Consider the following 14,417-nt stretch of genomic DNA (forward strand, 5'->3'; position numbering starts at 1 on the left):
ATCAACAATAAGCATTAACAAAGCCTAGGAAAAAAGGAAAAACCCAGAGTTCACAAATAGTAAACAAGGGCATTTCCTCTTGAAACTTATAAATTAAAATTAATTATTTATTGCTTTCGCAAACTCATCAAGTGTTGTTAAATATTTCACTTCGATTCGTGGGAGAAGATAGTTTTCGTTTGGTAATCCCTTCTGTATAAATACTCCCGGTTTTATGGTAACTCCAAATTGATAATACTTCTTCGTCTCTTCCAGAACATGATCATTGAAGATTCCAAAAGGGTAGGAAAGGGCAATAACAGGTTTCCCAGTAATTTGTTCAATTTTTTCTTTAGAAGCCTTAAGCTCGTATTCAAGATTATTACTTTTCGTCAAATCAGGATGTACTGCAGTATGTGATTGTATGGAGAAAAAGCCTGATTTAGCCAATTTTTTAATATCCGATTTTGATAATCGATTGGTACGTCCAATAAAATCTGATATAACAAACAGTGTAGCTGTTGGTTTGAAGCGATCAGTCTTGAGCTTTTGAAAAATATCATACACATTTAGATTATTTTTATATCCGTCATCTATCGTGATGAAAATAGGCTTTTTTACTTTACTGATATCTTGCCACCGTTCAAACGTTAATAATGTATAGCCATTATTTTTTAAATAATTCATCTGTTTTTCAAAATTCTCAGGTGTTACATATAATCCCTTCAATCCGTGTCCTTTGAATTCGTCAATTGAATGATACATCAAAATCGGTACTTTTTGCTGTGCAAACACTTGTAATGGGAGCCCCATTATTAAAAGTAAAAGAAATAGTGATGTAATCTTTTTCATGAAATCCCTACCTTTTTCAGGATGCTGTTTCCATCTATTATCTCGCTATATCATGTTTTTATTAAAATTATTTCTTTAAGAATCAAGAATCCCATGAAATATGGTGACACAACTAACCTCTATTTCTAACTTATTTCCCATTCTCCATGAATTTTCACATATTTGTGGAAAAATAGTTTATACTTACTACATTACAAAGTTAGGAGGGATTTCTATGACTGAGACCAATCATTCAGAGCAAAATGAAACAGCGAAAAAGAAAATAAGCTTACAAGAAGCGATGAAACAAAAGCTAGAAAGTAAAAAAAATCAATCTTCATCTGGTAAGTCAAACACAAATACGCTCCCAACAACGAAGAAAATGAAAAGTCAGCAGACGAAAAAGACAAATAACCAACGAAGAAGAACAGGAGTATAATGAGCGGGCAGAATAGAAAAGACATTACTCCAGGAACAGAGGTTGATATTGTCCTAAAAAAAGATCAAAAAACAGGAATATTGACCAGCGGAATCGTAAAAGATATCTTAACTAATTCAAGCTTTCATCCACATGGTATTAAAGTTAGACTGACAGATGGACAAGTTGGTAGAGTAAAGAAAATAAGGGTAAGTCCTCCATTAACATAAAATGGTGAAGGACTTACCTCTTTTTATTTTTTAATATCAGTATAAAGGTTGTATATTTAATTCTAATTCTTACATTATTGTAAGGATAGTGTAAGGTTCATCAATCTTTTGTTTTCTGTTTAATTGGTATACTTTTCATGCAATATATAATTTTATCAAGCGTATAATTAATTTCAGAATAATAAAAATTACATATTGGAATTAAGTGAAAACATTAATTTTTTGTAGATAGGATTCGAAAAATAAGATAAAATATATACTTGTATGTTTATATTTAGATTACATTGAATTTAAGATTTAAGATAGGAGAATTAAAACATGTCCTTTTCTGAAATAAATATTGATGTCTTTCGGGCTATAAATGATTTAGGTGCTCCGAATTCTGCCTTTAACCCTGTCGTTATATTTTTCGCAGAGTATATGTTGTATTTTTTATTTCTTGTTCTTGTTTTTCATTGGTTCACTAGAAGAACAAAAAACAGAATGATGGTCATCCAAGCAGTTATTGCCACTGTTGTTGCTGAAGTCCTTGGAAAAATTGCTGGTCATTTTTATTCACATAATCAGCCATTTGCGGTATTACCGCACGTTAATAAGCTGATTGACCATGCGATCGATAATTCATTTCCAAGTGACCATTCGATTGTATTCTTTTCTATTTGTGTCTCTGTTTGGCTCGTTCGTAAAAAGGAATGGTGGTTATGGCTTATTCTCGCACCATGCGTAGCTATTTCTCGTGTTTGGGTTGGAGTTCACTATCCTGTTGATGTCCTTACAGGTGCATTATTAGGGATCATTTCAGCTCTATTTGTGTACTGGCTTGTACCAAAGCTTGCTTTCATTAAGCAATTACTTAATATGTACGAAAAAGTGGAAAATCGGATTCTTCCTTCAAAAAACAAGACTGAAAACTTTTGATATAAGAATTATCTTTCCACTTAGAAAAGCGCAAGCGCCGCAGGTCTAGCGTACGGATTTTGTAGTCTTCGACTGAGATAAAGGAGACACGACGAGAGACGAGTCGATGTTGACTTATCGTAGGGAGAAGACGGAGAAATTCGCTAGCCGATAGGCGCTGGAGCTAGACACAGCAGACACTTTTTATGCGTAATATCCTTATTAAATTTTATACTTTCTTACCTTTTAAAAAAGAGTTGATTACTATTTTGGTAATCAACTCTTTTTTTACCTATAGATCGCTCTCCTACCTTCTATTTAAGAAAAAATTAAGATTGATTATTCATAATGTGAGTATCCAATATAAATATCCTGTTTTTTATCACCTAGCAAATTTTTATTTTAAGGCTATAAATCTGGTATGAGTGATAATAAATAGCATGTATTGAAAGGAGAAAAATATTATGAAAAAGTGGATCATTTCAGTGATTATTCTAGTTCTTTTAATTGGAGGAGGGAGCTGGTATTACCTGCATACCAAACAAAGCGAACAGCCTGTAATGGCTTCTACATCAACAACAGAAGTTCAAAAAGGGAAATTAGATGTAAAAATTAGTGGTTCTGGTTCGATCGCTTCATCAAGCAGCGAGGATGTAAAATCAGAAGTAATGGATAAAGTAGACGAAGTACTAGTGTCAAAAAATGACACGGTTAAAAAAGGTGATGAACTAATCACTTTTACTAATGGGAATGACCCGATTGTTGCACCTATCAGCGGCACAATAACTTCTATTGATGTCACAAGTGGAAGTAAAGTTACCGAAGATCAGGTAGTTGCTCATATCACCAATTATAAAAAGCTAGAAACGACAATAAAAATAGATGAATTGGATATTCCAGAAATAAAAGTCGGACAAAGTGCTGAAATTACCGCAAATGCCTTTTCTAACGAAACCTTTAAAGGGGAAGTAACAAATGTAGCCAATGAAGGTGAAGCTTCAAACGGAGTTTCTACATTTGATGTCACTGTCAAAATAAATAATCCAAAGAAACTTAAAGTAGGAATGACAACCGAAGCTAATATCTTAACAGCAAGTAAAAACAATGCTTTATATATACCTGTTGATGCAGTTCATACGAATGGGAATACAAAGTTTGTAATGATACAAAATTCATCTGATCAAGACAAAAATAGCATATCCTCCCGTGTGGAAGTAAAAACAGGGATTCACAATGATAACTATGTAGAAATTACTAGTGGGCTTGAACAAGGACAGCTAGTCGTACTACCTGCTATAGTAAAAAGCTCTTCAAATAATAGCCAGAATATGCGTGGCATGGGTGAAGGGATGATGCCTGGTAATATGCCTGGAATGGGTCAAGGTGGATCGTTCAATATGAATCGCGGTGAAAGAAATAGCAACTGGAATGGTGGTGGAAAGTAAAAATGGCAAAATCATTGATATCCATCAACCAATTAGTGAAGTCATTCAAAATTGGCGGAGAAACAGTGACAGCTCTTCATCGGGTTTCACTTCAAATTGAATCCGGCGAATTTATAGCCATTATTGGTCCGTCAGGTTCTGGAAAATCAACATTAATGAATATGATTGGCTGTTTGGATAAGCCAGATTCAGGTGAATATTCTTTAGAAGGACAAGATGTTGGCAAAATGAATGATAATCAATTGGCTGCTATTCGTAATAAAAAAATCGGTTTCATTTTTCAAAACTTCAATTTATTACCGAAGCTATCCGCTATCGAAAATGTCGAATTGCCTTTAATATATAGTGGAATAAATAGCAGTGAGAGAAAAAATATAGCCAAAGATTGTTTAGACAAAGTAGGATTATTAGATCGAGCAACCCATCTCCCTAACCAATTATCAGGTGGGCAGCAACAACGTATTGCCATTGCACGTGCACTAGTCTGTAATCCACCAATTTTGCTTGCAGATGAACCAACAGGTGCTCTAGATAGTAAGACAAGTGCTGAAATAATAGAAGTAATGAAAAACTTAAATGCACAAGGACGCACCATTATCATTATTACCCATGATTTGGATGTAGCAAGTCAAGCTAAACGTATCGTTCAAATTAAAGATGGGAGACTATTTGAAAAAGGAGGAAATAAAATTGAAGTTTCTTCCGTCTATTAAACTGGCATTCCGAAACATTCAAAAAAGTAAATTAAGAGCTTTTCTAACAATGTTAGGAATCATCATTGGTGTAGCATCAGTTATTACTCTAGTTTCTATTGGCAGATCTTCCACTCAATCAGTTACAGACAATATCAATAATCTAGGTACCAATTTATTAACAGTCAATATACTCAGTACAGATAATGGTGAACTAAAAGATACAGATGTAGATAAGTTAAAGAAACTTACTGGAGTGAAGGCTGTTGCACCTACTGTCTCTGGAAGAGTTACAGCAAAAAACGGGAAGACATCTACCCAAGTCAGCTTAACAGGTACAACATCATCATACCAATCCATTAAAGATTTGAGTCTTACAAATGGAAGGTTCTTAGCAGATATTGATAATGAATTTAGACAAAAGATTGCCGTACTTGGTTCTGAAACAGCAACCACTTTATTTGGAACTGATAATCCATTAAACCAAAGTGTGCAAATTAATGGTACCTCGTATAAAATTGTCGGAGTTCTAGCATCAAAAGGAACTTCAATCGGACAAAGCGGTGATAACGTAATCATTACGCCACTTAGCACTGCTGAACGGCTTTTACAAACTCTTAACATTCAATCCGTTGTTGTACAAGCAAACAGTGAAGGCCAGTTGAACTTTGTTGAAAACGAATTAGAGCGATCTTTAAGCACAATTTTTCATAACAATACAGACAGTTATAGTGTAACCAATCAACAAGATTTAATGGATACGATGAGTTCAGTTTCAAAAACGATGACTATGCTGCTTGGTGGTATTGCTAGTATTTCTTTGCTTGTCGGTGGAATTGGAATAATGAACATTATGTTTGTATCTGTATCTGAACGTACACGAGAAATCGGTATCCGAAAAGCAATTGGTGCAAAGAGAAAGGATATTTTGATCCAATTCCTCATTGAATCGGTTGTATTAAGTGCATTAGGAGGACTTATTGGAGTCGGTGTAGGATTTATGGCTGTTAAAGTATATTCAATCATAAGTAGTGCGACTCCTATCTACTCCTTATCAGATGCCGCTATACCGTTTTTATTTTCACTTTTAGTCGGGGTTGTTTTTGGAGTCTTTCCCGCGAATAAAGCATCCAAGCTTCACCCTATACATGCATTACGATATGAATAATTTTAAGGGTCTGTTTCCCAAGTGTGGGACCAGACCCTTAGTGCATGTTTCCATCCGTACCTTTTTCTTGTTATGATAAAAAAATAGAGGAGGATCATTTTGAGAATATTAATTGTTGAAGATAATGTTGACTTATTGGAATCGATGAAAAAAATCTTGCAAAATGATTTCGAGATTGATACAGCAACTGATGGTGAAGAGGGATTATTTTTGGGTATGCAAAATATTTATGATATCATTTTGCTCGATGTAATGCTGCCAGAAATAAATGGATTTGAGATCCTTAAACGTCTTCGTAAAGAACAGATCATGACACCAATCCTTTTTGTTACGGCAAAAGATGCCTTAGAGGATCGGGTGACAGGATTAGAAATGGGTGGAGATGATTATTTAGTCAAACCATTTCAAGCCCCAGAGCTTATTGCTCGTATTCGTGCTTTGTTAAGACGCAGCGGTAATTTAACCATTAATCACACGATACGCTATAAAGGAATTGAACTATTTGGAAAAGAGCAAGAAATAAAAATCGATGGTCATCCACTTAGACTGACGGCTACTCAGTATGAACTACTTGAATACCTCATACAAAATAGCGGAAAAATTGTTACAAGGGAACAAATATATGACAGAATATGGGGATATGAATCAGATACCACCATTGCTATTGTTGAAGTGTATATTCATCATTTACGAAAAAAGCTGGAGAGCTATTCCTATCATAAAGATATTCAAAATGTAAGAGGTATCGGGTATATTTTACAAGATCCTAAGGAGTAGAACATGTTTAAAAAAACACGCATCAGACTGACAATATTAAACTCTTTAGTCTTTATCATACTTATTTCTATAATAGGATTTATTATTTATTCCTATGTAAATTCCTATATATATAAAGATATTGACCGTTCACTAAGAAATTCCATAAATAGATTAGAAAAAGGGCTTCCAATACAAAATGCTGGTTCACCAAATGGAGGGCCACAACAGATGATTATTCCTCTTGTTTGGGATAAACAAAAGCAATTATTAAATAGAAATGACTTGCTAAATAGTGAATATTTTCAGAAAAATCGTTCGAAATTTATTCAAGATAAGTATAATACGATAGAAGATATCAAGGTGAGTGGTACTAATTATCGGGCAATATCTGTTCAAGCTATTATTAAAGATACACCTATTGTACTTGAATTTATTCGTAGTACAGAAATAGAAAAGCATGTAATGGATCAACTTTTGATGATCATGATTGTAGGCTGTATTATCGGCAGTATTTTCGCAATTATCGCTGGCCTTTTTCTTGCAGATAAGGCTTTAAAGCCTATAAAAAATGCTTGGGATAAACAACAACAATTTGTTTCCGACGCATCTCATGAGTTACGAACCCCTCTTGCAATCATTCAAACTCGAGGAGAATTATTATTACAGGAGCCTAATGCTTCAATTCAAGAGAAAGCTTCGGATATTTCCATCGTCTTAAAAGAATGTCGCCGTTTAACTAAACTTGTATCTAATTTATTGACATTAGCTAGATCAGATTCCAATGAAATAGAAATGGAGAAAGAGGAATTTTTCTTGGATGAGCTATTAAAAGATATGGTAGATCATTTTTCTGAGGTAGCTTTATATCAGGGAAAGCAAATTACCTTAGGCACCTCCCCACCAATTACTTTTTTTGGTGATAAGGATAGAATTCATCAGCTCCTAGTCATTTTATTAGATAACGCGATGAAATATACAAATGACGGTGGGCATATAAAAATTTCTTCTTATGAAAATAAACAAGTTATCGGCATTATTATAGAAGATAATGGAATAGGCATGAAGGAAGAAGAACTAACAAAAATATTTGACCGCTTTTATCAAGTAGATAAGTCACGCTCAAAATCTAATAGTTTAGGTTTAGGACTTTCAATTGCCAAATGGATTGTAGATAAGCATGCAGGTAAAATAAAAGTTGAAAGTACATTTGGTGTAGGAACTCGTTTTGAGCTTCAATTTTCTAAAAAGCTCTTTTCATAAAATCTAAGTAGAATAAAAGCTGTTTACTTTATCAATTGTAAACAGCCTATTTTTTCTATAAAATTAATGACTTTCATTTAATCTTATTCACAAAAACTTACATTCTTATAGATTATTCCTCTACTTCTTTACTCCTTATTCATCTTCGTAAACCGTTTCCCCTTTAACGGAATATTGTTTAAATTCATCATTTAATATTTCTAGACAATTTAACTGATGCCCATATACACAAGCACCATCAATTCCTATTTTTTTATTTCCATAATAAATATCAGGATTTTCATGTAAATATATTGCTGGAGTATGTCCATGAATAAATGTATGATCAAATGAATGATCAACATCTAGAAATGGTCCTCTAATCCACACCATCTCGTGTTCAGTAGTCAATTTCCAATCCTCGTGCTCCGGATTTATTCCTGCATGAATGAAAATAAAATCATTTGTTTCGTAGAAATATGGAAGATTTTCTATAAACCCAATAATTTCATTATGTGATTCTTGTATCTTGTTTGCCCATTCTTGATACGTTTTCTCATTAACATTATCATTATCGATATCTTCAAGAAACGACTTAATGGTTTCTAGACCACCAATTCTGAAGTATGAATTCTGCTTTTCAATTGGATCATTTAGCCAATCACAAAATAGTTGATCATGATTTCCCTTTAATGCGATTGCACCTTGCTCCTCTACCAATTCCTTAACGAAGTAAATAACTTCTTTACTATATTTTCCTCGGTCCATATAGTCACCAAGTAAAATTAACTGATCATTGTTTGGTACGAACTTCACTTTTGCAAGCAACTCTTTAAACTCATTTAAACAACCATGGATATCACTAATGGCAAGAATGCGTGTTGTATTTGTAATTGTAATCAACCTCTTTTTCTATTTGTTATTCCATTATACAATAGTACAACTTTTCCCATTATTTTTCTAATATCTTGTTCTAAACAAAAAAGCTAAATCTTAAATTAGATTCAGCTTTTCCCAATTATTTTTTTAGGAACATCGATTAAAAACGTATAAATTTCTTTGTTTACTTTACCAATTGACTTATTATTATTTTGTATATTGGAAAGCAGTACGACATACATATTTTCGTTTTTTGAAAAGCTATTGGCACTATTCCATCCAGGTATAACACCATGATTCGAATTATTCCCTGACCCTGAATACCAGCCTTTACGATTAATATACCATCCAAATCCATAATTTGCTCTATTATGTGGAGTAAATATTTGATGATAACTTTTTTGTGATACTAGTTTTCCATTTACTAATGCATGATCAAATTTATACAAATCGTAAGCAGTAGTGTAAATATCACCGCATCCGAATATTTGAGAGAATTCAATCATTCGAGGGGTATAAGTTAACCCCCACACTTTTTTATAACCTATAGAAGGAAAGGTTTCTTTTTTTAATGCTTTACCAAATCCGCTATTTTTCATGCCTGCCACTTTAAAAATATGTTCTTTTATATACTGATGTAAGGGCACTCCACTTGCTTTTTCTACCACATACCCTAGAACAGAATAATTCGAATCAGAATAATTCCATTTCGTCCCGGGGAGAGAGGTTAGATGCCTTGCACTTTGACTAATACTCTTCATTAGTTCATCTCTTGACAATTTCCCACCTGACTCATTACGACGAGGTATTCCTGAAGTATGTGTTAATAAATGAATTAATCTTATTTGCTTAGCATGTGGAAAAGTTGGTAGATATTTCGATAAAGGATCTTGAACATTGATCTTCCCTTCTTCAGCAAGCTGCATAATAGATGTAGCAACAAAAGATTTAGTAATGGAACCAATATAAAAAACTGTATTAGGATTATTTTTGATGTTTTCTTCTTGGTTAGCAAAACCATATCCTTTATTTACTACGATTTTACCATCTTTAACAACTAGCGCGGTGCCATTAAAATGGATTTTATTTAAATAATAATCAATGAAGTTCTTATCCACTATCCCAGTAGAAAACTTAGATGATTTTTTCATTTCGGATAAAATATCTTCCAAATTACTATTTTCTACAAATTGTTTTTCTGAATCATTCACACCATGTCTAGACCATTTATTTAATGTAATATAAGTACTTACTAGTATAAAGAATAGACAAATACATATCATTGAACGTATGAATATTCGTTTCTTTTGCTTTTTTTTGCTCAGATTATATTCTGACCTCTTTTGCATACCCTATCTCCTTATGACATTACTTTCCTTTAGCTTAGAAACAGAAATATGAAGTTCAATCGTCCAATAGTAAGACAAGGGTTGGGATAACCCGTTTGTTTAATCGCTTTTCACTTTATTGCTTCCAATGCCTCAACATGGCTCTGTCCGTGTAAACCCAGCCTTTCCAGGCAATATGCATCGTATCTTTTATGAAGTACGGATCATAATCATGCCCTGAAAAATCAGCGATTGGAAACCCATCTGCTAATACTTGCCTTCTAATTTTTTTGTAATAAACATCACGGTGATTTTTAGGGAATCCTATATAGTCATACCATCTTCCGTTAACGGGAATTGAGATAAAAAGGGGCTTTGCTCCTTTTTCTTTCAAAATATCTAAGACCATTTGAAAATCTTTATATTCAACTGAATCTGCAAAAGATAGACCACTTTTATAATTTTTATATTTTTTAACATGACGAGCAATTTTTTTATTGTAGACATTATTTACAATTAAAAACGGATTATTTGAAGCACTTTTCCTTCCATAGTTATTTGCTGCTTTTTCCAGATCTCCCCATGATTTATTCTTTACCATTTCAGGATTTTTATAACGCTTTCGATTAAAGCCCTCAAAAACAGAATAATACAAGTCCTTCTTTTCAAGGAGCTGCATATTGATGTAAGCAAGAGGTTTTACTAATACGTCCTTTATACTTGAGGACCCTTTCATTTTAAGTTCAGATCTATACAATGATGAAAGAAGTCGATCCCTTTTAATTACATCAAAATCTAAGAGCCTGCGAATAGCAGCTTTTTTCAATTCTGGATTGATGCTTTTATTAAATGCTAAATCATATGCCTGCAGCATTGAATAATTGGGATCAAAGTGAAATTCATCAATCCCTCTCTTATGAAACCATTGAGGAGAAATGATGAAAACAAGCTTTTTTCCTTTTAATTGGTCTGCATGAGCCGCAAAGTTCATAAATTGAATGATTGACTGCGTACCTCCACGACCAATTAGAAAAGGTGTAAATCCTTTTGGGTTCGCCTCAAAATAATTTGAAGGATGGAAAGGATCAAAACGAGCTAATTCAGAAGATCCGTAAATTGGAAAATACTTTTTGTTATTAAGCATTTCTCTTTGAATGTATTCACCTTGAAACATTAACGGACTTAATTCTGTTGCCTCATTTTTTACCTTTTTATCCGTAATAAAATACTCAATCCATTTATTAGGGAAAAATAAAAAAACTAAAAACAGCACACAGGCTATAATGATTGGAGTGAAAGTATATTTTTTCATTCTCGTTCAGCTAATTTCGTTGCAATATTATTTGGTGTATTCCACTCCTCACGAGTAAACTCTGTAATAGGAACAGTAATTCCAAGACGGCCTTCTACTTCAACCAATAAAGAAATAATACCGAAAGAATCTAACAACCCTTCTTCAAAAAGATCGATATCAGGATTTTCGATGACAACATCATCTTGGCAAACTTCTGCTAAAATATTGAAAACTTCTTGTTTTTCCATTTTCATTCTCCTTATAAAGTCTCTCTCCTACTAGAAAGAGAAGTCAAAAATTAAGTTTATTTTAAGTAAACTATGATTTAATTTAATTATTAATTCTTAATGAAAGGCTCTTTTCGTATAAATTGTTGTTTTTAGACAATAAACTTAGTCCGTTGATTTCCGCTCCAGACACTTGCTTTCCGCGGGGAGGGATGGGAGCCTCCTCGGCGTTACCGCCTGTGGGGTCTTTTTTCCCGCAGGAGTCAAGTGTCCTCCGCTACAATCAACTCAGATTGTTAATAAATTATCACTAAAAAAACAACAAACTTTACGAAAACAGCCTAATGAAATAACTGCCCTGAAAAGATATAGAAACCGAAACAAATAAAGTGGAAGGTAATTATAATCGATACAACATGTGTAACCTTATTCTTTGGCCAAAATTTATTCTTCCGATTCCACCGATCAAAATAATCAAAACCAATGATTAAAAACGCGTGATATAGACCATATACAATATACTGTAGTGCAATGCCATGCCATAAACCCATAATAAGGAATAAAAGAATATACCCTAAATTAGATACTGTATAACGATTTTTAATCCATTTCTTCTTAGTCATCCAAAATACAAAACGCATATATATATAATCTCTAAACCAAAATGATAGGGTCATATGCCAACGATTCCAAAAAAATTTTATATTCCTGCTTATAAAAGGGAGATTAAAGTTTTCTGGTGTTTTTATCCCCATCATATAACTTATTCCAATTGCAAAAGCACTGTATCCCGCAAAATCAAAGAACAAATACAAACTATAAGCGTACATATAAATAACATGTGCCCAAAAGAGCGGGATATGAACAAATGGATTTACTGGTAAGTAAGCTAGTAAATAGTGATGAATCAAATAAGCGATAATAAATTTATATAAAAATCCTCTAAAGATTTTATTGATTCCTAAATATAATAACTCTCGATATTGCTCCTTTGTAGGAGGTGTTAAACGATCTTTTTCAAATCTTCGAAAGCGGTCAATTGGTCCTGAAGAGATTGTCGGAAAAAACAACAAAAAGTATAAAAAGTCCATTAGCGGAATGTCATCTTTTATAAGTCCATCCCTAATCTCAATAACCATTTGCACTGCTTTAAAGGTTAGGTAAGAGATACCTAAAAATCCAAATAAATGATGCAGCCCAAAAATCGGAAAGATTTTTACTAATGCTAAAGGCAAAATGGATGCAGCCATCGCAAAACAAAATATAGATGTGCTATTATACTTTTTTCTATAAAAAGCATATCCTTTTACTAAAATAACCTGCCAAATGGTAAAGCCAATAAGAGATATAGCTCCAACTAGACTATTTGCGAAAATAGTCACTAAAATGACTATTGTTAAGAATATATTATAGGTTTTAGATGTTTTTCCATTTAACCCAAGAATAATCGTTGGTAATAATAAAATAGCTATAATAAAGAAAAAGAGAAAAGATTCATATGGAATCATACCATTACCTCTGCAGATAATTTCTTACGGTCTACTTTCCCATTAGGTGTCATCGGCAATTGATCTAAATAAGAAAATTTCCTAGGTATCATATACGCAGGTAACTGCTTACTAAGTTCCTTTTTAATGGCAGCTGTTAATTGATATTCCTTTTCAAAAGAATGTTCTGATGGAACAATAAATGTCTTTAAATAATCAATTTTATCTCCACGATATACAGGCACAACGACACATGCTTCAACATATTGAGATTTACCGATATTATTTTCTATCTCCTCTAATTCCATACGATAACCATGTAATTTTATTTGAAAATCCAAGCGTCCTTGATAATAAAGCAAACCATTTTTAAAATACCCTGCATCACCTGTTCTATAGGCTCTTTCTCCATCTCTGATGAAAAATGATTTATCTGTTAAAATTTTCTCTCTTAAATAACCTCTACTCACACTTGGGCCAATAATAATCATTTCTCCCTTTTCACCATCTGGCAGAGGGTTTCCTGATTCATCGACAATTAATAGTTGTGTATCACTTTTCGTTCGTCCGATAGGTAATACAGAATGAGTTTCTAGTGTTTCTTTCGTAATTTCAACCATTGTAACTGCCACAGTAGCTTCCGTAGGCCCATACAAATTAAAAACTTTGGCTTTTGGAAAACGTTCCAACAGTTGACGTGCTGTTTCTGTAGATAATACCTCTCCACAAAAAAGGAACACTTCAAGCGCTGGAAGCATGTTGTTTGAAAATGTCGGTTCCATTAAGCACATTTGCGCAAAAGACGGGGTTGAAGTCCATACATTAATATTCGAAAAGCTTAATTCATCAAAGAGTATCTTTGGATTAGCAATCATATCCTTTGTCACGGCAAAAAGTGTCCCACCCGTACTCAAAGCAGGGTACAAATCCATAACCGACAAATCAAATGAAAAAGGTGCTTGATTCAAAAAAACTCCTTGATTATTAATTGGAAAATCCGTTACCATCCAATCAACAAAGCTTTGAAGATTGTTAGCTGTAATTTGTACTCCTTTCGGATTTCCAGTACTACCAGATGTATAGATTATATAAAAGCTATCCTCTCCGCTTACCCAGTTATCTTTAGGCAACATTTCAATACTGCTTTGTAGGATTTGTTCAAGTTCTTTGCACTTGATTTCTTTTATAGGATAATTATTCAAAAAGTCATCCTCTATTTCTTCAGTCGCAATGAAGTATTCGGCCTTTGAACTTTCAATGATTTTTTTAATACGATCAATAGGAATAGATATATCAACTGGTATATACGGATGTCCCGCTTTTACACTCCCTAAAAACGAAACAATCATTTCCGGAGCCATATGTCCAAAAACTATGATCGGTGAATGCTGTTCGTCTGCATGATTTTGAATATATGAAGCTAAATGATCGGACCTGCTCCATAAATCTTGATATGTTAAAACTAAACTTCGATTAATAAAAGCAAGCCTATTTGGATGATTAATGGATATTTGTTGAATTGATTGTAATAAGCTCATGTATCG

At 33.3% G+C, this 14,417-nt stretch carries 15 protein-coding genes; 8 read left to right on the top strand and 7 right to left on the bottom strand.

From position 1 onward, the window contains the following. Positions 1–99 precede the first annotated feature (99 nt). The gene (locus ACQKP0_RS00155; RefSeq protein WP_427403787.1) at positions 100–831 is read right to left on the bottom strand and encodes a polysaccharide deacetylase family protein; all 732 of its coding nucleotides are present in this window, start codon (positions 829–831) and stop codon (positions 100–102) included. A gap of 214 nt (positions 832–1,045) precedes the next feature. Between ACQKP0_RS00155 and ACQKP0_RS00160 the strand changes: the two genes are divergently transcribed. The 8 genes from ACQKP0_RS00160 (at position 1,046) to ACQKP0_RS00195 (ending at position 7,679) form a co-directional block, all read left to right on the top strand. Continuing rightward, positions 1,046–1,249 (top strand): hypothetical protein, encoded by a 204-nt coding sequence (locus tag ACQKP0_RS00160; protein WP_427403788.1) that lies wholly within the window; start codon positions 1,046–1,048, stop codon positions 1,247–1,249. Then, entirely contained in the window at positions 1,249–1,458 is a 210-nt protein-coding gene (locus ACQKP0_RS00165) for a YwbE family protein (RefSeq protein ID WP_427403789.1), read from the top strand. The genes ACQKP0_RS00160 and ACQKP0_RS00165 overlap by 1 nt, the downstream gene beginning before the upstream one ends. Before the next feature lie 318 nt (positions 1,459–1,776). Beyond that, positions 1,777–2,376, top strand: coding sequence for an undecaprenyl-diphosphatase (locus ACQKP0_RS00170; protein WP_427403790.1), 600 nt, complete (start codon positions 1,777–1,779; stop codon positions 2,374–2,376). A 443-nt stretch (positions 2,377–2,819) separates the two neighbouring features. Then, positions 2,820–3,800 carry an efflux RND transporter periplasmic adaptor subunit gene (locus ACQKP0_RS00175; RefSeq protein WP_427403791.1) on the top strand — a complete coding sequence of 327 codons (981 nt, stop codon included), beginning with the start codon at positions 2,820–2,822 and terminating at the stop codon, positions 3,798–3,800. Positions 3,801–3,802: 2 nt separating this feature from the next. After that, positions 3,803–4,513: an ABC transporter ATP-binding protein gene (locus tag ACQKP0_RS00180; RefSeq protein WP_427403792.1), complete on the top strand. Its 711-nt coding sequence runs from the start codon at positions 3,803–3,805 to the stop codon at positions 4,511–4,513. Beyond that, a complete protein-coding gene (locus tag ACQKP0_RS00185; RefSeq protein ID WP_427403793.1) occupies positions 4,491–5,660 on the top strand; it encodes an ABC transporter permease in 1,170 nt (389 codons plus the stop codon). The genes ACQKP0_RS00180 and ACQKP0_RS00185 overlap by 23 nt, the downstream gene beginning before the upstream one ends. A gap of 99 nt (positions 5,661–5,759) precedes the next feature. Further along, positions 5,760–6,437 (top strand): response regulator transcription factor, encoded by a 678-nt coding sequence (locus ACQKP0_RS00190; protein ID WP_427403794.1) that lies wholly within the window; start codon positions 5,760–5,762, stop codon positions 6,435–6,437. 3 nt (positions 6,438–6,440) lie between these two features. After that, positions 6,441–7,679 (top strand): sensor histidine kinase, encoded by a 1,239-nt coding sequence (locus ACQKP0_RS00195; RefSeq protein WP_427403795.1) that lies wholly within the window; start codon positions 6,441–6,443, stop codon positions 7,677–7,679. Positions 7,680–7,814: 135 nt separating this feature from the next. On the opposite strand, the gene ACQKP0_RS00200 is transcribed toward ACQKP0_RS00195, so the two are convergent. The 6 genes from ACQKP0_RS00200 to dltA all read right to left on the bottom strand — a co-directional run bounded on the left by ACQKP0_RS00200 (position 7,815) and on the right by dltA (position 14,411). After that, positions 7,815–8,561 carry a metallophosphoesterase family protein gene (locus tag ACQKP0_RS00200; RefSeq protein ID WP_427403796.1) on the bottom strand — a complete coding sequence of 249 codons (747 nt, stop codon included), beginning with the start codon at positions 8,559–8,561 and terminating at the stop codon, positions 7,815–7,817. Between the two features lie 101 nt (positions 8,562–8,662). Beyond that, entirely contained in the window at positions 8,663–9,886 is a 1,224-nt protein-coding gene (locus ACQKP0_RS00205) for a serine hydrolase domain-containing protein (RefSeq protein ID WP_427403797.1), read from the bottom strand. 115 nt (positions 9,887–10,001) lie between these two features. Next, positions 10,002–11,177: a D-alanyl-lipoteichoic acid biosynthesis protein DltD gene (gene dltD, locus ACQKP0_RS00210; RefSeq protein ID WP_427403798.1), complete on the bottom strand. Its 1,176-nt coding sequence runs from the start codon at positions 11,175–11,177 to the stop codon at positions 10,002–10,004. Next, a complete protein-coding gene (gene dltC / locus ACQKP0_RS00215) occupies positions 11,174–11,407 on the bottom strand; it encodes a D-alanine--poly(phosphoribitol) ligase subunit 2 (RefSeq protein WP_427403799.1) in 234 nt (77 codons plus the stop codon). The genes dltD and dltC overlap by 4 nt, the downstream gene beginning before the upstream one ends. A gap of 320 nt (positions 11,408–11,727) precedes the next feature. After that, the gene (gene dltB / locus ACQKP0_RS00220; RefSeq protein ID WP_427403800.1) at positions 11,728–12,894 is read right to left on the bottom strand and encodes a D-alanyl-lipoteichoic acid biosynthesis protein DltB; all 1,167 of its coding nucleotides are present in this window, start codon (positions 12,892–12,894) and stop codon (positions 11,728–11,730) included. Then, complete coding sequence (dltA, locus tag ACQKP0_RS00225) at positions 12,891–14,411, bottom strand: D-alanine--poly(phosphoribitol) ligase subunit DltA (RefSeq protein WP_427403801.1); 1,521 nt, start codon at positions 14,409–14,411, stop codon at positions 12,891–12,893. Before dltA ends, dltB begins: the two co-directional genes overlap by 4 nt. Between the last annotated feature and the right edge of the window lie 6 nt (positions 14,412–14,417).

This window comes from Heyndrickxia sp. NPDC080065, from assembly GCF_050281185.1.
Lineage (GTDB): Bacteria > Bacillota > Bacilli > Bacillales > Bacillaceae_C > Heyndrickxia.